Raw genomic sequence first — 26,746 nt, 5'->3', positions numbered from 1 at the left:
CTATGGTAATTTATTAATAAGTATTTCCGCGGAAATGCCATCGGACAGTATTGCTTTGGTCAGTGACTCTATTGAATCATCCTCAGGAACAGTCTTAAGAGATTCGGCAGTATATCTTTGCCCGAGGTGATTAATGACATCATTAATAGTCTGGCATTCGAAAAATAGTGTTTTAGGCACAGTACCGTAATACTTTCCCAAGCCATCTGCAACTTTTGCAACCATTATCGAGTCAAAACCATATTCATCAAGTTGTGATGCCAAATTAACCTGGTGAACAGGAATACTTAAAGCCTTGGCGAATATTTCCCTGACAATTTGTCTTAAATCAGTCCCATTTTCCCTATTTTGCAGTTTCTCTACAACCGGCCCGGGATTCACACCGGTTTTGGGACTAGAAGTATACTTAACCGGTTTCGGAATTGAAGGAACAGGAAAGTGTTTTTTTTCAAAAGCCGATACAGGTAATGAAACCCTCTTTACGTCATATTGTTTAAAAAACCCGTCCCAGGAAATCTTTCCGCCACAAACCCAAACCCGGGCTAAATCATAAAGTGAATGATTCTTAAGGTAATTTGCTGCATCTATATTATCAGCTGCCGGAGCAGCGGTACTCCCACTGCCTTCTGTAATAATATTGGAGTTATGATTTCCGCCTAAAAACTGGCGGATCTGAGTTACCAAACTTTCCAACCTGTCGGCGACAAAAACTACGCGCTCCTGAAATGACACTCTTCCGGCACAGAGAGTAAACATCATGTTCAACAGAGTATAGTTCGATTGCCACTCTGCATCAATGACAAGATACTCTTCAAAAAAATCAAGGTAATTTTCCAGGTTCAGTCTGAGTAAATCCACAGATCTGGCAGACACTGGAATAATATAATAATCCAAGGTTTGCTTTTCTGATTCCTTGGTAGAATATTCTTCAAGGATAAGATGCCCGATATTGCCACCTGCACCAAAAGATGATATTGTAGCCCGCCTGGGCAGCGAAAACTGCTCTTCGTTAAGTCTTACTACCGGAGGCTCCCATCTTTGAGACTCTTTCAGCAAATAAAAGGGTGACTGCTCCATGTTTATGTTAGGATTGATTTCTGTAATGTTAACCAGAGGAAGAAGGGTTTTTGACTTAAACTGCAGTAAAACCTTTGTCAACTGCAGAAGTGTCGATACTGCTTCTCCATGGCCGGTATTGGACTTAACTGAACCAATGGGGCAATAATGGGTTTTATCGGTAAAGTTTTTAAATGCAGCATTCAAACCCTCTATTTCGATAGCATCGCCCAAATCCGAGCCGTTAGCCGCCGCTTCCACATAGCCGATGGTTTGCGGGTCTATACCTGATTTGATGAAATTTTCCTGAATAAGTTTAGCCTGCTGTTTAGGGTTGAATGCTGTAAACCAGGAGGTCTTCCCATCCTGTAAAATATGACTGGATTTAATAATTCCATAAATGTTATCTTTGTCTGCTACAGCTTTTTTTAGAGGTTTCAGCAAAACGGCAACAATCCCCTCGGCAGGAATCCAGCCATCATCGATACCAAAAGGGCTGGATAAGGGAATCTGTTTTGAGCTTAGCATCTGTGACGCTGTTGTATAATGTTCCGGATGCAATATCAGATTTGCCCCAACCACTATTGCCGTCCGGCATTCCCCTCTGATTAAGCTTTGACAAGCTAAATGAATTGCATTCAGAGAAGAACAGCAGCCGGCATCTGTTGTAACTGACATTGCTTTAAAATCAAAAAAATAAGCTATTCTGCTACCTAATACATAGGAATGAGTTGTCATGGGAATCAACTTCTGAAACTCGCTATAGGTCAGCCCTGTAAAAACCCCCGTTTCCCTGCTAAGCATGGAGGGTTCATAACCTGCATCTTCAATACAGGACCATGTAGTTTCCAGAGCCAGGCGCTCTTGCGGGTCCATTAGTGCCGCTTCCCTTGAATGTATATTAAAAAATTCAGCATCAAATTTATCATGCTCATTTATAAAAGCTCCATATTTGCAGCGGGTCTTATTTCGGGAGTCATCCCTGGAATCCGGCTCATAGTATTCGTTGTGATCCCAACGATTCCGGGGAACTTCTTCTATAAAATTAAAGCCCTGCTGAAGCTTATGCCAAAATTCAAGATGATTTCCGGCTTGGGGATATCGGCCGCTTAAGCCGATTATTGCAATGTCGTACTGTCGAGGCATATTTATATTTTGTGGCTCTCTACTATTGTCCACCCTGGCAACTCTATCATACAATAATTGCCTCTGGTCTTCAGAAAGCTGGTTTACCAGTTCTTTTAAATTCTTATCAGACATGACAAACAGCTACCTCCTTATCTGATTCAGGCACTTGCCTGGCCGCGAAAAAATGCTTTAGCTTATCAAATATAATCCTTCTATTTTCACTCGCTAAACCCAATGGCAGAGCCAGACGAATACATTGATCCAGAAGGGTATTCTTCTGTTTGCCAACCTGGTGGATACCTCCTCGAATCCCCGTTTCGATAAACAGTTCTTTAAGGAATGTTTCTTTTTTCTGAGTATTACTTTCTCCATAAACCAGCTGTGAAACATTTATTACTATTGCATGGCCACAAGCCGGCTGCAAAATCGGTGCTTTTGCCTGAATCAGCATATCTTGCAGGCTCCTGGCAAATGTAAGCTGCTCCTCAATAAGCCCCGTTATCTTTTCCTGATCCGATAATGCGTTGATAATCATGCGCTCCTCCTCAGGAGTAATCAAAAGGCTTTGACTCGCTTGAGCCCTCTTAATATCTTCAGCCAGCCGGTCATCATTGGTTGCAATGAGACCGCCAACCGGTACTGCAAAATCTTTGGTCAAGCTGGTTACAATATAGTCAGCTTGCTTTGAAGTCTGTCTTACAATATCCCAAATGTTGCTTTGCCGGCAATTCTCTTCATATTGCTTTATCAGGAACGCATTCCTGACTATCCTCGAAGCATCCAGAACCATCGGGATTTTAAATTGATTAAGGATCTGTTTCAACTCGCCGATGTGCGACAAGCTGACCGGATTCCCTCCGCTGGCATTACTAAGTACTTCCAGGCCAACCATAGCAATATTTCGGCTATCTTTCCGTAATTGTTCCATTAATGCCTCTATATCCAGCTCCCCTTTAAATAAATAAGCTGAATCAGGTTCCTGTACAGAAGGATGGGGCAGCTCAATCACTTCAAACCCGTTATTTAGTTGATGCATAAGGGTGGAAGCCCAGGGTATGGCGCTCAGTATTTTTTTCCCGGTCTTCTGGAATACCTTGTAAAAAAGCTCTTCTGCACTCCGTCCTCTGTCTGTTAAGATTATGTGCTTAAAAGGAAATATGGTTTTGATTATTTCGGAACCCCCTACTGGACTTTTAGCCTTCAAATGGACAGTGCGTTCCTTTACGGCATCGGATCGGACCATATACCATGAGTCCGTGGCTAAATCCAGTGGATTGTCATGGTAGTCAATTTGATCCAGTTTTGTCGTGCTTGATATCAGTAATTGGCGACCCTGCCTGTCAGTCAAGTCATACTTTGTCTGACTGCTTTCCCTGCCTGTATATCCGCTTTCCAGGTCTGACAACGGTATACGGCTGATTTGCTCACTGAGTTGATCGGCAGTAAGGGAATTTTGATAGAAAATCGGCCAGTATTTGAATAATAATGAAAAAGGCTCTTCTTTGGGCAAATACGCCAAAACAGGCTCTCCCGATATCCCAAACTTCTTTTTGAATTGATAGTTGGTTTCACCTTGGTGAAATATTCTGCTTAACAGAGTTTGTTTACTGTATTGCTCTTTTAGCCATGCCCATCCTTCCGGGTCCTTCTGTGGATAGTCTTCAAAGGCAAAGGGATACCATGTCAGTCCAAGGGAAAAAATATTCGCCTTTTCTTTTTTCAAAAATCCGATAATCTCAGTAATAGAATACTCCATATGACCCAGTGGAGCGTTCTTAGGATCATAGAACTCCTGATCCATAACGTACATTCCATTGGTGCCATGTTCGATTACTATAACCGTACATAATTTATCATTGTGATAGGTTAAGAATGCCCTGTATCCGGAAGGCAGAGTCCTTTTCAACAGTTCCTGCATACAGACAAAAGTATGCTTTATGATGTTTTTCTTTCCTTCACACCACTTCATCATTAAGCCGCGCATCTCATTCAGAGATAGCTTTAACCCGGGAGTAAACTCGATAATTTTTACATCGCCGGAGTTTCTGAATTTTTCTACCAGATACCGTAATTTTCTCATTTTGTTTCCGGCCAGGGTAAACTGATTTATATCTATATCCTGCCATACTCCTAACGGAATAAGCCTTGTTTGCTCTGAGCTGATCCAATCATGATAAGAATCTACTACAAGCAGTTTTTTATTATTCTTTTTGCAAAAGACCCGCAACTCCTTATAACTGACCGGATCTATTGGCATAAAGGGAACAATAAGTTGATCGGGCTCATCAACCATCAGCCTTAAGTATTTCTTTTGCTTAGCGGATATGAAAAAGTGCTGGTAGAGTAAACGTTCATATCCCACCGGCGGATTGTCCCTGTCGATTTCTTCAACCAGGCTGGTGAGCACAGGTTTATTCTGCAACTCCTTCTCATGAATTAACACATAATCCGATGAATCACCACAGGGTTCAGGTTCACCGGTTTTCCTGCAATCATCTTTTTTAATGGATTTATCTTTTGTAGTGATAATATCGCAGCATGGTAATGCAATAATATCATCAAGAGTTAAGTTATCATTTTCAATTTGTCTTATAAGGAAGTCAGTAATACTGGATTCTTGCGGTACCTGCAGTGTATTGCTGCCCGACTGGCCGGAATAATTTGCTTTTACGCAATTGTAATCATTGGCCTGCTTCGCAAGATATTCCACTCGTTTTGGCTTGGGGACAGCTTGTGGGAGCTTCCCGCTTGACGAAGGTATCAGTCCTGAACTATCTCCAGGTACAGTAGTTTCTTCTGCTGTAAAAAGCCTTAACAAAACTTCCTTATGAGTTTTCACAAAATAATCAGCTAATTCATCTATGGTACTATATTCGAAAAATAGTGTTTTTGATAGATTGCCAAAATCTTTTTCCAGCTTATTATTTATTTCAACGACAATAATTGAGTCTAATCCGTATTTATCAAAGCTTTCATTGTTATTTAGACTTCCGGGAGAGATTTTCAGCGTATCGGCAACCATCTCCCTCAAGTAACCGGCTATATTGTCTTTTAGACTTGCTTCATCAGGAAGCTCTGCAGAGGTTTTGGGCCTTGTGACGAGTTTCGGCTCCGGCTTCATTGATTGTGATGAAAGTGAAGACAATAGTTTCTGCCTCATTTGGCTGAGATTTCCCTCCGCCACCATTATGCAGTCATTTCCGGAGGATAAGCCTTTATATAGAGCCTGAATCCCGTTTGTTGTGGAAAGAGGTGTAATCCCCAAATTTTTAGCCATATTTTTTTCTGTTAGGTCATCTACCCGCATTCCGCCTTCTTTCCATAACGGCCAAAGGATTGACAAAGTTTTCCCACTACGCCTTTTCAATGACATCAGGCTGTTCCTGTAACCTGCATAAGCATTCATAAAGGCATTGGCTGCAGAGTAATCTGCCTGACCGATGTTCCCCATGTCTGCCGCTCCGGAAGAAAACAGAATAAAGTGATCTAGGGACATATCCCTGGTTGCCTGGTCGAGATTCCACAGCCCGGAAACCTTGGGTGCCATCACCTCAGAAATTTCGTCCATGGTTTTCTTAATAATAAAGTTGTCGCGGATTACGCCTGCACAATGGATTATGCCATTAAGTCCTCCAAAGTCCCTTATGATGCTTCCGACCAGTATTTCAACCTCTTCTTTTGAAGAAATATCCGCTTGTTTGTATTGAATCCGGTCACCATACCGTAGTAATTCCTCTAATTTGTTTTGCACGCCCTCCTTTAGCGGAGACCGTCCGGTAATTATTATTTTCGCATTTCTTGCTTTACCCGCTATTTCCTTTGCCATAAGCTGCCCAAGTCCTCCGGCACCACCGGTAATAAGGTAAACTCCCTTATCACGCCAGGGCATTTCAATTGCAGCTGAGGAGGTTTCGATTTCACTCCAGACAGGAATCATCCTTTTACCACCCTGATACCGTATTCTTTTTTCCATAAGTCTCAGACCGCTTTCTTTCAGCTTGGTTACAATTCCTGGCGCATCTTCAACTGAATCCACTTCTATAAGCTGGCCCATAATTTTCGGGTCTTCCAAGGAAGCTGTTTTCAATAAACCTGACAATCCTGTAAGGAGCTGCCCTTCATTCTGAACCGGGACTACAATCTGTATTAGGGTTTTACCTGGCGATTTACCACCAAGAATACTCTGTATCTCCCCAAACACTTGAGTTGTATAGTTCTTATATCGTTGATCAAGGTCCTGTTCATTGGAATGTAAAACATGGCATTGCAATCCTGCCATCTGTCCTGCAATACTTTTCTCCAGACCCTGTTTCATCTCACCGAGAAATACAATATGCCTTGTATATTCCTTTACCCTCTCCTCATAAGTATCTGAAAATACATTACCCATGGCTGCTTCTTGCCAGCAAGGCTTCAGTACAAGCATTCCTTTTCTGCCGTCTGCTTCTTCAATACCTTTTTCAACTTCCAGGGTTCTGAACGAAAGGCTTTTGAAGCTAACTAAAATTACCCCATTTTCATCAGCTATATCAATATCGAAGGTTTGAACTTTGTCCGTAGAGGCACTACCGTCACTAAAGCGGGCAATAGCCCACTTGGCATAAGCTGTTGTTCCGAATATTTCAAGCTCCCGGAGCGCAAAAGGCAGTCTGAGCTTACTGTTTTCCAGGTTATCTGTAAATTCTGCTGCACCTGCCATCAATCCCAGACATGTTTGTAAAGCAGCGTCCATTATGCCGGGATGTAAAACGAATCGTTCCCTGGTCTCTAAAACCCGGGAAGGCAAGACAAGTTCAGCCACTACCTGTTCCATACCCAGATACAGTCTTTCAATCCCCCGATGGGACGGACCATATTCTATCCCTCTGGTTTCAAAGACTTTGTAACACTGGCCGGATGAAAGAATGCTGATATTGCACTCGTCTCGCAATTTATGGATATCAACTGCCGGTCCTTTGGAAGCCTTTTCAATTACTGCAATACCCCGGCTGTTTACTATTTTTTCTGCATCAGGTATTTCAGGTTTGCTATAAATTTCATAAGAGAATTCGCCGTTACTCCCGGGATATAAACCGATGCTGACTTTTAGCGGCTGCTTTCCTACAATAACAGGACGGGCCCATACTACGTCCTTCAGCCGTATTCCCATCTCACTGTCTGTAAAATCTTCTACTGCCAGTTCTATCGCAGCCCGCGCCATTTCTAAATATGTTACACCGGGCAAAACCCTTTGACCCTTGACGACATGATCCGAGAGAAAAAATTCTTCACCGGTAAAAACAGAGCTGAATCTCTGCTCCGAGAAGTTAGAGGTATTTTGATGTACTAACGGATGAATATCGTTTATGTTTATGTGGCTTGCTGCACTTGTACCTATGCTGGTTTTCACCACAGGTATCCAGTATTTATCTTTTGCAAAGGGGTAAGTCGGCAAACTGATACGGTAAGGCCTGGCATCCTTATACAGGTTGTTCCAATCAAAGTTAAGACCTTTTACCCATAGGTCAAGTAATTTTAAATACTTCCTGTTTTCCAGCCATTTATTAACAACTTGCTGCAAATCCTCATCAGCTGCAAAAACAGCCAGCACTTCTCTATTTGGCTTTACCTGACCGTGATACAAATCTTCTATATCACTCCGGCCTTCCATAAACCCATTTAGTTTTTCTTTAAGTTCTTTTATAGAAATTGCAATAACCGCCAGACGTACTTCCATGTGCTCCCGCCCTACCTGAAGCGTATAAGCCAGGTTTGCCAGGCTGCTGTCAGTAAAATTCTGTTCCTCCATGACAGTAAGCAGCTGCTGCACCTGAACCTGAAGCTGTCCTTCAGTCTTTGCCGATAATACTATAATTGCCGGATTTTGAGCAGAAACTGTTATGCCACTCTCTTCCATATGTTGAGGAATATATTCTTCTATTACAATATGTGCATTGGACCCTCCCGCACCGAAACTTGAGATTCCAGCGATTCTTGGATATTCCCCGGCTTCACCGTTTATTTCAATAAAAGGCCTGTTCCATGGGGCAAGATCTTGCTGGACTACGAATGGTGTTTTAGAGAAATCTATATTTGGATTCAATTCTTTTGAATTAATGCTTGGGGCCAATTGCCCGTTTTTCATTTGCAGTATGATTTTTGTTACACCCGCTATTCCTGCCGCGGATTCCAAATGGCCAATGTTGGATTTTACTGACCCAATGGAACAAAATCCCGTATCTGCCGTATCCTTTTCAAAGGCCTGAGTAAGCCCTTTTATTTCTATTGGGTCACCAAGCTCTGTTCCTGTTCCGTGAGCTTCTATATAGGTGATGGCCCGTGAGTGTATGTCCGCCTTGCCTATAGCCTCTTTAATGAGTTCTGCCTGAGCAGTAGGGCTGGGTACAGTATAGCCGTTTGTTTTACCGCCGTGGTTTATTTTAGTACCCCGGATTACGGCATAAATATTGTCATGGTCTGCGACAGCTTTTGACAACGGCTTCAAGAGTATAGTCCCCACCCCTTCACCGGGTACAAAACCGTTTCCACCCCTACCGAAGCTTTTACATTGTCCGTCTTCCGAAAGCATTTGATGTGCGCAAAGCTCTACATAGCTTAAAGGGTGAAGATATAAATTGACACCCCCTGCGATTGCCAGATCACATTCTCCCCGGTGGATATTTTCACAGGCTTCATGAATAGCCGTAAGGGAGGAGGAGCACATTGTATCTATTGGCATACTGGGGCCTCTGAAATTAAACAAATATGAAACCCTGTTTGCCACTGAACTGAATGAAGAGCGAGGGTGAATCTTTTCTCCCTGTTTCCATAATTCAGAGCTATACAGGCTGACATCGGCCTTTGTTATTCCCGCAAAAACTCCTATACGATTATGATACTGTTTGCTAAGCTGTACTCTTGTATATCCCGCATCCTCCAGTACCTTCCAGCATTCTTCCAGGAACAGGCGCTCCTGAGGGTCCATATTTAAAGTCTCTCTAGGCGAAATATTGAAAAAGAGCGGATCAAATTCCGCAAATCCTTCGATGAAGCCACCCCATTTACTGTAGCTTTTGCCTTGAGCGACAGCTTCCTTAGGGTCCGGGTGATAAAAATCTTCCAGTGGCCACCGATCTTCCGGAATTTCGGTTATACAATTCCTTCCCGCACCTAAATTCCCCCAAAATTCTTTCAAATTATTTGCCAGCGGATACCGGCCGCTCATCCCAATTACAGCAATTGGCTCCTTAAATGGCTCCGGTGACAGTTTTACGGTTTCCGACGAGGGAGAGTATTTTAAGAATCTTGGCTTTTTTCCTGTTACTGCAGGGGTTACCGATGGTACAACAGACTGCATTTGGTTTTCCTTTTCAAGAGGCTGTTGTTCCTCCAGCCCTAACAGCTTTATCAACGAATCCCTTTGGGTTTTTACAAAATGCTCTGATAGAGCATCAATTGTCTGACACTCAAATAATAAGGTACTGCTTATATTATCAAAACTTTTTCTTAGAGCACTTGTTATCTGAACGACTAAAATGGAATCGATCCCATAACTCTCCAAAGGCTCCGATGAATCAATCTTTTGACGTGGAATTTTTAGTACTTCAGCTACCATTTTCACTAAATAGGCCTTACTTTTGTCCCGTAGCAAATTGTCTTTTACACCGCTGCCCTGCTCTATGTGGAGCCTGGGTTTCATTGACTGTTCTTTGAAAATCTGATCCTTTGCAGCCTGCTTTAGAGGTGTAATGCCAGGTTTTATTTGCTGCTTTTGCCGTACAACCCCATCACTCTCAGCAACAATAATCTGCTGACCAAGATCGTGAATCTTCCATGCTGGATGGAAGACAGATTGGAAACCCTCACCTTCCAGAACCCTTTGCCATGTTGCTTGAGACAACAGCGGGCTTCCAGGAATGCGTAATACCGGATCATCGTACAGCCACCATCCCTCCAAAAGCCCAAAGGTCAAGTGGGCAAACAGGGAATTGTCACTTAGCTCATTTATAAGCAACAACCCTTGTTTTCGCAAGGTTGCTTTGGCATTCCGTATGGTTTGCCGGATATTTTTAGTGGCATGCAAAACATTGGCAGCTATGACAATGTCATATTCACCTGCTTTTATTCCTTGCCCCGCAACGGGAGCTTCTACGTTAAACAATTTACAGCTAAGGAAAGGATTTTGTTCGCCATACTCTCTTTCGGCATGCAATAAAAATGCCCTGGAGATATCCGTATAGCAATATTCCTGGATCTGGTCCCGGAAAGGCTTTATTTTACGGAGAACCATAGCACTGGTTCCTCCCGTACCGGCACCCACTTCCAGAATTCGGATCCTGCCCGCCGGATTTTGCTTCAACTGTTCCTTAATATAGTAAACTACGGCATCGGCAAGCACCTCATTAAAACAATCTGCAACTTTATTGTTTTTATATACCCCTTCCACCAGTGCCATAGAGGAATCCGGAAAAATAATATCTGTCGCCGGAACTTTTCCTGTTAGTATATCAGGCAAAGCCCTTAGTGTTGACTCCAATAGTGTGACCCGGGCTGACATATCAGAGTTTTTCAGCCACGCCTCTTTTTTCTGCTTCCATTCCTGCCAGACGGCATCGATATCTACAGACTTACTGTTTAGTAAGGTGTATGACTCGCCATCGCAAGTGACATATTTTTTTTCAGTTAAGAAACTGATGCTTGCTTCCAACCACTTATCATATAAATTATCTAACCCTATCCGGGAACCCGGTTTATTAACCAATACTTTCCCTTGTCTAAACATTCCCATAGAGCATAATTGACCCCTGAGCAACCTGCAAAGCAGGTCATTTAATTGAGTCATGTGTGAGTTAAATTCAGATTTCATGCCTTCAATATAAGCTGGTATATCTATTGATACCTGTTCCATCTACCGAACACCCCCATAGTTGGCTATTCTCTCCAGTCCTTCTCGAATGTCCTTCTGCAATGATTGCTTATCAGCAGGAAGACTTTGCGGATAAACTGTAATCAATTCACCCATATCAGTCCCTTGTAAGGCCTGAGGCCCTGTAATTTTCATTAAGGCAATTTGATCAACAGGCCCGGCCAGGAGGTTTTCCAGGGCTTGCATAGCTGCCGGTGATTCAATAAAGCCGATCCCCGTATGATTCAAGCGGTTTTTAAATGCAGCAGGGACTGCACTGCCGATGCCGACGTTGCCCCAGTATCCCCAATTCATTACCTTCACCGCATAGGGCCATTCATATTTCAGTTGATGAGCAAATGCATCCTCAAAAGTACACCCTGCTGCATAACTGCTCTGTCCAAGAGCTTTTCCGAATGCACCTATGGAAGAAAAAAACAAGGCAAAGTCTAAAGGCTCCTCTTTAAACACTTGAGCTATCCGTACACTGATATCAATTTTTGCCTCAAGTCCCGCCCTGAACAGACCCTCTTCCATATTCGCCAGGCTTTGATCCAAAACGCCGACAGCAGAATGAATTACCCCGTTTATCCCGGAGTGTTTTTTCTTTATCTCCCGGTAAGCTTGTTCCATGGACGACAGGTCGGCAGCATCTGCCGAAATATAATGTGGAACAGGCCCCAGGGCTGCCAGTCTGTCCAGCTTACGCTGTATATCTTCATCCTTTGGCCGTCTGCCAATCCAAATAATGTAGGCCTGATAAGTGCTAATCATATATTCGCTCCAGATTTCCCCGATTCCACCGGCGCCTCCGATTACGACATACACTCCTCCCTGTCTGTATAAAGTTTCAGCAGGCCCGCTGAAGCGTACCGTAAGTATATTTTGCCGATACCACTCCTGTTGCCGGTAAGCCCAGGCATCCCCCTGCAGGTCCGGAGGCAGAGTAAACACCTCTGCCGGCAGGTTTTCACATCCCAGTTCCAGGTCAATGACTCTTACCTGCCAGTTGGGATATTCCTTAGCCATTGAGCCCATTAATCCATGAATACCTGCATGGGTTGGATTCACCATATCTTTTTTATGTACAGGCAAGGCCTGATTGGTCATCACAGACCAGCCCAATTCTTTATCTCCATAACCTAAGCTGAGTAATGCTTTTATCACTCTGAAAACTAGGAGCAACCCTGAATCCTGTTCTTTAATCACTGTCTCATCAGCCAGAGATGTCAAGGGTTGTTGATAAGGTGCAATACAGATAATATGCTGAATAGCACCACAAGCTTCAAGTAGTTTGACAATGGCATTTATATCATCATCTTTCGATATACTTAATATTTGACTTTGCGGATAGATTTGACCTATTTTACTTTTCTGACCTTCCGTTCCCCCGATAAGTACAACTTTATCGCCAATTCGCGGACTTTGTGGACCTTTCTCTATCGGAACAACATTCCAGACCGGAATCAGCGTGACGTTACCTACAAGCGGAGCCACAGAGTCTGTGGTGCTTACTCCCCTTGATATGCTTCCGTGTTGGATATCTCCATCCATCTCACGGGAGGCAAAACCTTTCATCCGCACACAAACAACACCTTCATGGTCGCATAACTCGACATCTATTTTCTCTACCTTATCCCCTGCTGCACTACCGCTACTATAACGGATCAGAGCCCACATGGAAGATGTGCAACTGCCGTAAATCTCAAGTTCACTAAGGGCAAAGGCCAGGCTCTGCTTATGAGCAACAAATCCCCCAGCGTCTATCTTTAAACCAATGGAGGCCTGTATGGCAGAGTCCATCAAACTGGGGTGCAGGATAAACTGATCTACCGTAGCCATCACAGAAGCAGGCAGGAATAATTTCGCCAGCACCTGACCCGGACCGCTATAGACTCTCTCAATACCCTGATAAGCAGGCCCGTAATCTATCCCCATAATCTTAAAAGCCTGGTAGAATTTGTCTGGAGCAAGGATGTTCTGACTTAGCTCAGCCTGTAGTGCCAAAATATTTATGGCAGGAGCTTCGCTGACCACATCCAGCACAGCAGTACCCTGACTGTAGGTTACGGTTTCCCGGCCGTTATCTTCTGATTTGCTGTAGATTTCATAGCTGATTTCTCCATTTAGCTCAGCAGTCAGTCCTATATGGACCTTAAGGGGCTGATCGCCGGCAACTATGGGCCGGGTCCAGACCACGTTTTTAAGCCTTATCCCGGTATGACCTTCTGCAAACGGTACTGCCGCACGTTCTACTGCCGCACGGGCCATTTCCAGACACGCTACTCCCGGCATAATGCGCCTGCCATTTACAACATGGTCTGCCAGAAAAAATTCTTGGCCGGTAAAGCTTGAACTAAACCGTTGTTCAGAGAGATCTGAGGTGTTTTCATGCATCAAAGGATGGATATGAGCTGCCATCACTGATTTTGGCATTATACTTCCAGACTCAGTTCTACCCTCGGGTACCCAGTACCTTTCTCTGGCAAACGGATAGGTTGGCAAACTGATCCGTCGGGGTTTGGCATCTCCGTAAAGCTTGTTCCAGTCAAACACCAGACCCTTAACCCAAAGTTCCACCAGCTTGGAGTATTTTTTACGCTGAATCCATTTTTCCAACGCTTCCTGCATTTCTTCGTCCCGGGCAAAAATAGCCAGGGTTTCTTTATTTCCCTTAACCTGTCCAATATACAAATCTTCTATATTTTCCTGGCCTGCTGCAAATTTCTCCAGTTTTTCTTCCAGTTCCTTGAGCGATCCTGCTATCACAGCCAGGCGCTCTTCCATAGCTTCGCGTCCTACCTGCAGCGTGTAAGCCAGATCGGCCAGCCTACTGCCTGAAATTTGCTGTTCCCGGATAGCTGTCAGTAGTTGCATCGCCTGTTCCAAGAGGCGTTCCTTATTTTTAGCAGATAACACTATAATGGCCGGGTTTTGCGGATCAATTACAATTTCTGATGTTTCCCGGTTTTGGGGAAGATATTCCTCAATTACAATGTGAGCATTTACGCCTCCGAACCCAAAAGAACTTACACCAGCCCGCCTTGGTAAATCCTTACCGTCAGTATCCTTCATGGCCTCCCATCTCTTAGTCTCCCGGACTATATAGAATGGACTGTCCTTAAGCTGAATATATGGGTTTATCTCATCGCAATGCAAAGATTTGACCAGCGTCTTGTGCTTAATCTGAAGAATCACCTTGATGATCCCTGCAATTCCCGCAGCCAATTCCAAATGACCTATATTGGTTTTTACCGAACCTATTCCGCAATGGGCAGCAGTAACATGAGCTTCTCCCGTTTGTTGATACATATCTTTGAAAGCCATCTGCAGGCCGTTTATTTCGATTGGGTCACCCAATTCAGTGCCCGTTCCGTGAGCCTCGATATAGCTGACAGTTCTTGGGTCAATCCCAGCTTTCATGTATGCAGTTTTCAGCAATTCAGCCTGTGCATTCGGGTTTGGAGCCGTCAGGGAATTTGCACGCCCTCCATGATTTTCAGCCGTACTCCGGATTACTCCATAAATATGATCTCCGTCACGTTCTGCAGCCTTCAGCTTTTTCAGGATAATCATACCTACACCCTCGCCTCTCACATAACCGTCAGCTTTATCCGAAAAAGTTTTGCATCGTCCGTCTTCACTGAGCATACCCGCCTTGCTGAAACTTATATGCAGCTCCGGTGTCAGAATTGTATTTACACCTCCGGCAATTGCCATTTCGCAGTTTCCATCTGCTATAGCATTCACTGCTCGGTGAATGGCTATCAGTGAACTTGAACAAGCTGTTTCAACGGGTTCGCTTGGCCCGTGAATATTCAATAAATAACTCATCCGGTTCGGTCCTACAGAAGCTACTATTCCGGTGGACGAATAACCTTCAATTGCTATATTGGCTTTTGATAACAATTCACCATAACCACTGGCCATAGTCCCCACAAATATCGCTGTATTTGATCCTGAAAGGCTGTTGGCTGAGTATCCTGCATCTTCAATAGCCTTCCATACATAAGTCATCAACAAGCGCTGCTGTGGATCCATTACTTCCGCTTCTCTGGGGGATATTCCGAAAAACAGAGGATCAAACTCCTCTACTCCTTCTATAAATCCACCCCATTTAATATTAGTCTTGTTTGCTTCATTTTCAGGGTCTCCGTAGTACTTCCGCCAATCCCAACGTTCTTTGGGAATTTCCGAAATACAATCCCTGCCTTCAACGAGGTTTTGCCAAAACACATTAATATCGCCGGCCATTGGAAACCTGCCGCTCACCCCGATAATGGCAACAGCTTCGGGAACCGATGATTCCGGTTTTGAAACCGGATATGCAGCTACTGGTGCAAATCGGAATTTATCTCTTTTTTTGAAGGAAATCTTCTCATATACTTCCTTCGCTTTTTCATCTATGACTTTTGGCTTTGGAGCTTCAACCCTGGATGTGACCGGGAACTTATCTGCAAATACGGCCTGATATTCTTTTACCAGATATTCTGCTAAGCTTTGAAGGGTTGGGTGGTTGAAGAATATTGTAGGGCTTAGTTCCAGCTTGTATTCCTGATTCAGCTTATTATTAAAGCGTATCAGCGATAATGACTCAAATCCGTATTCACTTAATTCTGTACAAACATCTATATCATTACTGTTAATTCTTAGAATTTGCGATACAATCTGCTTCAGTGATACCTGGACTTTATCCAGCAGGCTTCCTGTATCTATCCCCTCTGATGAGGAGAATGCCGTATTGGTTTCAATAACCTGAGGCCTGGTAACAGCCGGCTCCGCAAGAAACTTCTCTTTCATTCGTGCCAGGTCGCCTTCTATTACCATCACCTGGCCTTCACCACTGGCCAGACTATGATAAAATGCCCTGATACCCTTTGAAGTTTCCATTGCGGTCATACCGATATTTAGCCTCATCATTTCCTGGACTTCTGAATCTACCTGCATCCCGCCATCTTTCCACAATGGCCAGTTTATGGATATGGTTTTGCCCTGACGTTGCTTTGACTGAACCAGCTTGTTACGATAACCGGCATATATATCCATAAAGCTATTGGCAGTTGAATAGTCTATCTGCCCCGGGTTTCCCTGACTTCCTGCTATTGAAGAAAAGAGTATGAAGCAATCCAGACTCATGTTTTTACTTGCCTGATCCAGATATACTGTTCCATAGACCTTTGGTGCTAATACCTGAACAAACTCTTCCTTATTCTTTTTAGGAATATAGTTGTCGCGGATAATACCTGCACTGTGGACGATGCCGTTAAGGCGCCCAAATTCCCTCTCAATATTTTGAATCAAGTCAGTAACTGCCTTCTTTTGGGTTACATCGACTACTTTATATATAACTTGAGCACCTGACTCTTCCAATTGCTTAATGCGGGCTTGTCTGCCTTTATCGAGGACAGAGCGTCCTGTTAAGATTAATTTGGGGTTATTAACCCGCTGAGCAATTTCCTGAGCGAAAATCAATCCCAGGCCGCCCGCTCCACCGGTAATAAGGTATACACCCTGATCCTTCCAGGGAATTGCACCTGTCTGTTCAGAAATTTCAACTTCCTTCCATCCGGTAACGAAACGTTTGCCTTCCTGATATCTGATACGGTTATCACCTGGACAACTTCTGTTCTCCTTCAATATTTCAATGACCCTCTCAAGGTTTTCGTCAGGACTGACTTCAATTATTTGCCCATGAAGATTGGAGTTTTCAAGATGTGCAGTTTTCAACATTCCGGAGAGTCCTGCAAAGAGCTGATGCTCATTCTTATCTGCAACCATTATCTGGACTAACACCTTATGATCGGGATTGTCTGCCGTAATGCCTTGTATTTCCTCAAAAATCCGTAGTGCAAGCTTCAGGAACCTTTCCTCTGTTTCATTTTGTCCCATAGGCAAGCTAATGCAGCGAGCCTCTTTTACTCCTGATTCTATAGCCTCTTTAGATACATTTATAGGTTCACAAACAACTACAAGATTTTTATCATAGTCAGGAACAGTTGCTTTCTGTATAACGCTTTGTTCTTTCCAGTAAGTTCGAAGCAATAGAGTTCCAAAAGCCTGAGAGGGCTCTACAGGCTCTATTTCATTTTCCAACACCCTTGTTGCAAGCCCCTTTATCCTTACACAAATATTGCCTGAATCATCACATATATCAATATCCAGAATCAATACTTTGTCTCCTGCACTAAATTCTTCACTTAGCCGTAGGTATGCCCACATATTGGAAGTACACCCGCTTAATATCTCAACTTCCTTTACGGTAAACGGCAGAAAAGGTTTGGTTGCTGTACTGTTTTCGCAAGGTTCAGTTTCACTCATCAGTAAACCGATTGATGCTTGCATTGCCGAATCCATGAGACTTGGATGGAGAACAAATTCATCTTTAGTGTTTTCAACAGAGGAAGGTAAGGACAACTTTGCTAACACTTGGCCTGTTCCCACGTGTATCTTCTCAATCCCCTGGTGTCCCGGGCCGAAAGTAATACCCATAGACCTATATGTCCCGTAGCATTGGCTTGCCATAATAGTATTTCTTACACACTCCGACTGTAATGCCGGAATATTCAAATTCCTGCTTTCCAAGCCGGCCTTAAGGACAGCTCTGCCCTGACAGTGTAATACAGGCTCCGAGCCGTCCTCTTCTGTTTCTGTATATATTTCAAATGCAATTTCTCCATTTTCTGCAGGATAAAGTCCTATATGGACCTGAACTGAATCATTATTTACAACGATGGGTTGATTCCAAAGGATGTTTTTCAGTTGAAGACCTGTTTGATCTTTCTTCAGTGCTGAAGCATAACTTATTGCTTCACGGGCCATCTCAAGGTAAGCTACTCCCGGCAAGATATGTCGTCCTTTCACTACATGGTCCGCCAAGAAAAACTCCTGCCCTGTAAAGACCGAACTGAAGCGTTGTTCTGAGAATACAGAGGTATTCTGCTGTACCAGCGGGTGGATCACTGATGCAGTTTCCGAAGCAGTACCAGCCGATCCGCCATTCAGCATTATCTTGTTTTTGGGGACCCAATACCGCTCTTTGGCAAAAGGATATGTAGGAAGACTTATTCTGAATGGCTTTTTACCATCATAGAGTCTATGCCAGTCTATTGCTATACCCTTAACCCAAAGATTAAGCAATTTCCCGTATTTTCTCTTATCGAGCCAAATACCGATTGTTTTTGCCATATCTTCATCCGATGCAAAAACATTCAAAAAATCCCTGTTACCCTTTACATGTCCCCTATATAAATCAATTATCCCTTCATGTCCGTCAAGATAGTTCTGCAGTTTTTCTTCAAGTTCCTTTATTGATGCCGCCAATAAAGCCAGTCGCTCATCCATCGCCTCACGGCCAACCTGTAGAGTATAAGCTATATCAGCCATATTACTGTCGGAAAAATTCTGTTCCTTAACAGCATTCAGCAATTGTTTCACCCGTTCTCTCAGACGTTCCTCGTTCCTTGCGGACAATAAGATGACCGCCGGGTTTTCTGAGACTATTCTGATTTGCGGGTCTGCTATATTATCAGGTATGTATTCCTGAATAACAACATGGGCGTTTGCTCCTCCTGCCCCAAAGGATGAGATTCCTGCTATCCGCGGATATTCTAAAGTATTTCCGTTCAATGAAACCTTCGGCCGTTCCCATTCCCGAAGCTCTTGTTGGACAACAAAGGGTGAACTGCTAAAATCAATATGCGGGTTTAATACCTTAGAGTTTAGAGAAGGCACGATTTGACCATGTTTTAGCTGTAAGAGCACTTTGGTTATGCCGGCTATACCAGAAGTACTTTCACTATGTCCGATATTCGATTTGACTGAACCTATTGCACAAAACTGCTTTTCATTTGTATCAACCTCAAAGGCACGGGTTAAGCCTGTAATTTCAATAGGATCACCCAAAGCCGTACCTGTTCCGTGTGCTTCTACATAACTGACTGCCCTCGCACTAATCCCAGCCCTTTTATAGCAATCTGCTATCAACCGGAATTGAGCGTTAGGATTGGGAACCATATATCCGTTAGTTTTTCCCCCTGCGTTTATCATACTCCCCTTTATAATTCCATATATATGATCACCATCTGCAACCGCCTTCGACAGTGGCTTTAATACAATAGCCCCCATTCCTTCAGCAGCTATGATTCCATCAGCCTGATCTCCAAAGGGTTTGCACTTATCTCCCGCAGACAACATAGAAAAAGCAGATAAACGTTCGAAGTGGGAAGGATCATTAATTAAAGCCACACCACCTGCAATTACGCAGTCACTGATGCCGCTGTAAAGGCTCTCCAAGGCTAAATGAACTGCCGTTAGCGAAGAAGAGCACGCAGAATCCACCGCCATGCTCGGACCTTGAAAATTGAAAAGATAGGAAACCCGGTTTGCAATAGACCAGTAGCTTGGCACGGTCGGATAATCACCATGCATCACTCCGACAAATACACCGATTTTCCTGCTGTCCGAAAGATTTGCCGGTGTATATCCTGCATCCTCTATACTGGCGTAAGCTATTTCCAGGAATAACCGCTCTTGCGGGTCCATTCTGTCTGCCTCGGCAGGTGAGATTTGAAAAAAGAACGGATCAAATTTATCAGAGTCATTAACAAACGCCCCCCATTTTGAATAGATTGATCCCCACTTTCCCTTTTCCTTGTCATAATACTTCTTCCAATCCCATCGTTCTTTAGAAATCTCTGTAACGCTGATCTTTCCCTGTATCAGGTTATTCCAGAACTCCTCCATGCGGTTAGCCCCGGGATAACGGCCTGCCAAACCTATTATTGCAACATCGTGAACATGATAGTCACGTAATTCCGATTCCATGTCCCTCACGGGACTTGATTGAGCAGGGACAACCGGTGCCTTTTCCGGCAACGCACCTGTCAACTCTTTAGTAACAGCTACTTCTTCCTGTCTTGGCTGTTCGACTATCCCTATCAGCTTTGACAGAGACTCTTTCTGATTATTCAGGAAATACCCGACCAAAGCGTCAATGGTCTGGTATTCAAAGAACAAGGTGCTGCTTATGTTTTCAAATACTTCTCTTAACTTATTGGTCAAACGTACAACCAATATTGAATCTATTCCATATCTTTCAAGAGATACTGAAGAATCAATCCTCTGGAAAGGAATTTTCAGGGTATCACTTACTAACTGTTTTATGTAGGTTGTAGCTTTTTCCCGTAACAGTTCCGGTGCCGCTACCGGTATAGCTTCCGTCGGCTTCAGTTTATTGTCTGGAAGCACTTCCACCACTGGCTGTTCATCTATTCCTACCAGCTTTGACAGAGACTCTTTCTGATTATTCAGGAAATACCCGACCAAAGCGTCAATGGTCTGGTATTCAAAGAACAAGGTGCTGCTTATATTTTCAAATGCTTCTCTTAGCTTATTGGTCAAACGTACAACCAATATTGAATCTATTCCGTATTTCTCAAGAGATGCTGAAGAATCAATCCTCTGGAAAGGAATTTTCAGGGTATCACTTACTAACTGCTTAATATATATAGTTGCCTTCTCCCGTAGTAGTTCCACTGCTGCTGTCGGTCTTGCTTCCTGTAGCATCCGTTCATTTACAGGAATTTCTTCATGCGCTGAATCATTTCTTATTCCTACAAGCTTCAACAAAGACTCCTTATGGCTGTTCAGGAAGTATTCTACCAAAGCATCAATGGTCTGGTATTCAAAAAACAGGGTACTGCTTATGTTCTCAAATACTTCTCTCAGTTTGTTAGTCAAGCGGACAACCAATATTGAATCTATTCCGTATTTCTCAAGAGATACTGAAGGTTCAATCCTTTGATAAGGAATTTTCAGTGTCTCACTAACCATTTGCTTAATATAGTTTGTACTTTTTTCCCTCAACAAGTCTGGCGCTATCCTTACAGAAAAAGCTGCCGGCAGTTCTGGTTCAGCAGCCGGGCCTTGTGTCAGAGATGCATACACTGTCTTCTTCCCAATTCCGGCTCCCGAATCTTCAGACTGTTTTTGCCTGACAACTCCATCACTTTCAGCTATAATGATTTGTTGTCCCAAACCATGGGCTTTTTGTGCCGGAAAGAAAATTGCCCGAAATCCCTCACGATCAAGTATTTTTTCCCAAACTTCAGGATATAGTCCCGGACAACCAGGAATACGCAGTCCGGGGTCTTCATATAACCACCATCCTTCTAAAAGGCCGAAAGTAAGATGGGAAAACAGGGAATTGCTGTTTATCTCATTTAGGTATAAGAGTCCATTCTTACGTAACACTGCTTTTACATTCCGCAGAGTCTCACGTATATTGGGGGTTGCATGCAATACATTGGTAGCGATTACCACATCATATCCACCCGGCTTAATACTTTGCACAGAAAGCGGTTTAGCAGCATTAAATATTTCACAGGTCAAATACGGATTTTCCTGTCCGAATTGCTCTTCTGCATGGATTAAGAATGCCTTGGATATATCTGTATAGCAATATTCGTGAACATGCTCCTGGTAAGGCTTAAGTTTCCGGAACACCATTGTACTGGTTCCTCCGGTACCTGCACCAACTTCCAGAATCCGTATGCCAGCCTTCGGATCCTCTTTAATCCTCTGCTCCAGATAGGCAACTACGGTATCTGCCACCACTTCGTTGTAATAGTCGGCTATAAGGTTGTTTTTATATACTCCTTCAACAAGTTCTATGGAAGAATTCGGGAACATAACATCAGTAGCCGGTAATTTACCGGTAAGCACTTCAGGTAATGCAAGTAGTGTAGTTTCTACTAACACTGCCCTTGCTTTCAGGTCAGGATTCTTCATCCACAACGCCTTTTGTTTATTCCATTCTTTCCATGCTGTCTCAAGGTCTTCAGTGCCAATATCAGTCACAGTACACAAGGAACCGTCAACAGTCAGATAATTATTGCCGGCCAGCACATCAATACTTTCTGCCAGCCATCTGTCATATAAATCCGGAATTTTGCCCTTCGTCTTAAGGTCTGCAAGTGAATTATCCCGTTCTTTAAATAATCCTGCTGATTTCAGCTGACTCCATAATAACTTGCAGAGAAGCTTTTCCATCAGGCTTGTCTGAAGAACTGTATCAGATTTGTCGATCTCTTCCGGTTTATACAGGTCTGTGTTGATTAAAATCATCCTCTGCAAGTCTTCTGCATTTGATGGCATATATTCAGGATAAGCAGTTATGCTTTCTTCTATAAGCGGACGCGGGCTTGTCTCCTCCAACTTCGCTGTCTTAGTTGTTTTCAGCAATCCAAGCTGTCTTACAGGCTCAGCAAGGAGTATCTCCAATGCCTCCATGGCCTCAGCAGGCTCTATGGACCCTATTCCCGCCTGCGCCATCCTTTTTTGATAATCACTGGAGGCAACAACTCCTACACTACCCCAATATCCCCAGTTAATGACCTTCACAGGACATGCCAATTCCTTTGCCAGCCGGAAAGCAAAAGCATCCTTAAATGTGCAGCCGGAAGCATAATTACATTGTCCCGGGTCTTTTGTAAAAGACATCATTGAAGAGAAAAACAGTATAAAATCTAAAGCTTCATTATCAAAGACCTGAGCTATACGTACGCTGACATCAACCTTTGCTGATAATGCAGCTTGAAACCGTTCTTCATCCATCCGCGCAAGGCTTTGATCCAGTAATACTATAGCAGAATGAATTACACCATTAATCTCAGTATAGAGCTGTTTTATCTCCATATAGGCTTGCTGCAAGGCCTTCAAGTCCGTAGCATCTGCGGAAACGTAGTAGGGGGCAGGACCTAGAGCTGCTAATCTGTTTATTTTGTTTTGAATGGCAGCATCCTTTCTGCTCCTGCCAATCCATATGATGTGAGCCTGATAAGTTCGTATCATATACTCACTCCAAGCTTCCCCTATTCCGCCGGCACCACCTATCACCACGTATACTCCGCCAGACCGGTATAGAGACCTGTCGACCGGAGTGTTTCTAAAGGGAACCAGGTGCTGTCGGTGCCATTCCCCTCCCCTGTAAACCCAGGCATCCCCCGATGGACTTGGAATTATGGAGAGTATTTCTGCCAAAGGCCACTCACATTCTGCTTCAAGGTCAACCAAACGGACTTTCCAGTTTGAATACTCCTTAGTCATGGAGCCTATCAAACCGTGAATACTGGCATGAGTGGGATTTACCGCATCGCTTCCGGATATAGGCTGAGACTGGGTGGTAATTACGGTCCAAAGTAAGTCTTTTGTACCATAACCTGATTGAAGGAGGGCTTTAACCATTCTGAAAATCTGGACAACCCCTCTTTTCTGATCTTTCACCACCATATCATCGGCTATAGATTTCAAAGGCTTAAAAGGAGCCACCCAAATAATATGACGTATATTGCCGAGGGATTCCAGTTTATTCAGGATCACCCCGATGGTGTCATTTGATAGTATCTTCAAAGATTGAACATTTGAATAGTATTGTCTTATAGCTTTGAGGTTTTCAGCCGTCCCCCCCACAACAACGACATTATCGTCTTGAGGAAAAACTGTAGAATTTTTCACGACAGGAACTACGTCCCAGGCAGGAACCAACAGATTGCAGTTATTGGCCTGAAGAATTTGCTCCCGCAAGACCGTGCTAGAATCTGTGAAGTTTTTGTTTTCCTTTACTGACTTGACAATGAATTGTTTTATGTCTATAGAAAGTTCACCCTGATCGTTAAAAATCTTGATCTTATACTGGTTTACCGCCGGGTTTTCCAGAACAGCGTGAACAAAGATTGTTGAAGTTAGAGGTTTTACAATTTCTATTTCCTCAAAATGGAACGGCACAATAAGCGACGGTGTACTTTCACTGGTCAGTATATGAGCCATAGCTGTCTGGACTACACCATCCATCAATGCAGGATGTAACAAATAATCTGAAAAGTCCCTTTCCAAATCTGATGGAAGTTTTATCTTTGAGAAAGCCTCATTTTCCTTAAAAAAGAACTCCCTGATAACCTGGAAGCTAGCCTTTTGAGTGATACCAATTTTAGCAAACAACTGATAAAACTCCGGTATTGTCAGGGTTTTATTAAGTCCGGCCTTTAGTTTTGCCAAATCTGCTGAATATGTTTCTTTTGAAGTTAAAAAGCCTTCCCGGCAATCTATAGTTCCTTGAGAAAATAATGAACCTCCTTTTTCAGGAGGTTTCTTAATTTCGAAATGTATACAGTCCTCTTTGGAGGAAAGCTCAAGCTCGACGTTCTCCAGTTCATCGCCAACGGTTATCGGACTGACAAACCATACATCTTTTATATTTCTAACCTTCCCTTTACCCCATAAAGTAGCCCCAACACCTGCCATCTCCAAATGACATACTCCCGGTAGTACATAACGGTTATTAACAAGGTGGTCCTTAAGGAAGTATTCCTTTTTTGAAAATACTTTTTTGAAACAACCTTTTTCACATGTTGAAATGTTGGAATCTAATAAAGGATGAAGATATTCAATACTTTGCAGCATTTCTTTTTCATAGAGTACTTCACTGTCTGTAAGCCAGGACTTTTCCTTTAAAAACGGATAGGTAGGAAGAGGTAATTTTAGAAATTCTTCATCTGCTTCCATCAAGTTATTATCCAATCCGCCTTTTACCCATAAGGAGGCGATTTCCTCTGCTTTCAATGAATTTATTATTAACGGAATTTTTTCACTGTTGTTTTCTGATTTACCAGATTCAGAAGCCTCTCCAAGAAAGACATTTTTATTATCAATTATGCCACTGATAAAATTCTGAAGGTTTTTCTGAAGCTCTGTTATAGAAGCGGCTATAATTGCCATCCGGTAACGGAAACATTCCCGCCCGGCCTGCAATGTCCTTGCTATATTATGCAAGCTGTATTGTTCTGTAAGGGAAGAATAGCCCTGTACTTCGGCAATATATATATTCAGTTTTTTTGCATAGTCCAGCAATTGCTCTTGTGTCTGAGCCGACAAAGTAATAATCTCATGGTCAGTTCTGCAGTTGATTTGACATAACCGGTGGCTATTATCATAAGATTCCAGGATTACATGTGCATTGGACCCACCGGCTCCAAAGGAACTAACTGCAGCTAAACGGCAATTTGCGCCTTCTGCAGCCCATTTCTGATTATTCCGTATAACATAAAAGGGAGAGTTATCGAAGTCGATTTTGCTGTTTAGCTCCTTAGAATGTATACTTGCAGGTAAAGTTCCATATCTCATGCTAAGTAATACCTTGATTAGTCCTGCCACTCCTGCTGCTGCCTCCAAGTGGCCTATATTGGATTTTACCGAACCAATGCCGCAAAAATGTTTTTTATTAGTATGTTCTTGGAAAGCCATCGTAAGTCCCCTGATTTCAATGGGGTCGCCCAGAGCCGTTCCGGTTCCGTGACATTCGATATAGCTTAATTCCTCAGGATGTATCTGTGCCCTGTCAATAGCGGTAAGTATCAGATTACGGTGGGATTCCGGATTTGGCACTGTATAGCCGGTAGTTTTACCGCCATGATTTGTGGCTGAACCCCGGATTAATCCATAAACATAGTCTCCATCCTCAACTGCTTTGTCTAGCGGCTTAAGCAAAATAACTCCCAAGCCCTCTCCCGGAACATAACCATTTCCACCTTCCCCGAAACTACGGCATTTACCGTCGGTAGAAAGAAAGTGCGACTGACTCAAATAAATATATTTGCTGGGGTGCAGGCTGAGATTAACACCTCCTGCCAATGCCATTTCACAATCACCTGATAAAATAGACTGACATGCCTGATGAATAGCCACCAGAGAGGATGAACACGCAGTATCAATGGCTAAACTGGGACCTGTAAGGTTTAAGAAATAAGACACCCGGTTCGGAATACTCCAGTATAAAGATCCAGGGCCTTTATGCTGTCCCTTTAAATATCCTTCTTCATGAGCGATCAATGAAAACTCATTCCAGGTAACTCCTGCATAAACACCGATATTATTAGTCTTTCTATACCTGGTTTTACCATAACCTGCATCCTCCATTGCCTCCCAGCAGCAAGTCAGAAACAGCTTCTGTTGTAAATCCATTAATTCTGCTTCCAGAGGGGAGATGGAAAAAAACAATGGGTCAAATTTATCCACATCATCAATAAACCCGCCCCATTTGCTATAAGATTTATTTTCTTTATTTTTTTCCTCGGAATAGACAGTATCATATCTCCATCTGTCTTCAGGTATTTCCTCAACGCAATCCCTGTTTCCGACCAGATTTCTCCAGTACTCAAGCTGGTCGCCGGCCTTGGGAAACTTTCCGCTGATTCCGATAATTGCTATATCATATCCTCTTTTTTTTGCAGAGTCATCAGCTTTTAGTACCTTAGCAACCTTTTGTGCTTTATCCGACTTATTAACAATACGATCATCCGGATTTTTGATATCGTTTTGAGTCAGGTAAGCCTCTACTCCTGCCACATTTTCATCAACTGCCTCAGGCTCAATTTTTCTTTCATCTAACTTCTTGACTATTGATTGACGCTCTTGGGTGGCAAGAAAATTACTAAGTCTGTTAATATTAGGATACTCAAACAATAATGTTGAAGACAGGTTTTTATACTCTTGGCGCAATATAGCCAAGATTTCTTCACTTATTATTGAGGTCACTCCAAGGCTGAAAAATGCTGCATCTGAACCAACTGCACACTTTTCAATACCTAGTTTTTCCCCGATAATTTCTCTTAAATATTCTTTCAT

General features: G+C 43.2%; 3 protein-coding genes. All 3 read right to left on the bottom strand.

What is annotated here, in order from left to right; translation table 11 throughout:
- Genes N3I35_15270 through N3I35_15260 form a run of 3 tightly spaced genes read right to left on the bottom strand, consistent with a single transcriptional unit; the run spans position 1 to position 26,746 of the window.
- Positions 1-2,316, bottom strand: a complete 2,316-nt coding sequence (locus N3I35_15270) for a phosphopantetheine-binding protein (GenBank protein MCX8131439.1) — start codon at positions 2,314-2,316, stop codon at positions 1-3.
- Positions 2,309-11,071 carry an SDR family NAD(P)-dependent oxidoreductase gene (locus N3I35_15265; GenBank protein MCX8131438.1) on the bottom strand — a complete coding sequence of 2,921 codons (8,763 nt, stop codon included), beginning with the start codon at positions 11,069-11,071 and terminating at the stop codon, positions 2,309-2,311. The genes N3I35_15270 and N3I35_15265 overlap by 8 nt, the downstream gene beginning before the upstream one ends.
- Positions 11,072-26,746 (bottom strand): SDR family NAD(P)-dependent oxidoreductase, encoded by a 15,675-nt coding sequence (locus N3I35_15260; protein MCX8131437.1) that lies wholly within the window; start codon positions 26,744-26,746, stop codon positions 11,072-11,074.

The sequence above is a fragment of the Clostridia bacterium genome (assembly GCA_026414765.1).
Lineage (GTDB): Bacteria > Bacillota > Clostridia > Acetivibrionales > DSM-27016 > SKW86.
The sequence above is the reverse complement of the archived record's forward strand: the minus strand, read 5'-3'. Positions and strand labels throughout refer to the sequence as shown.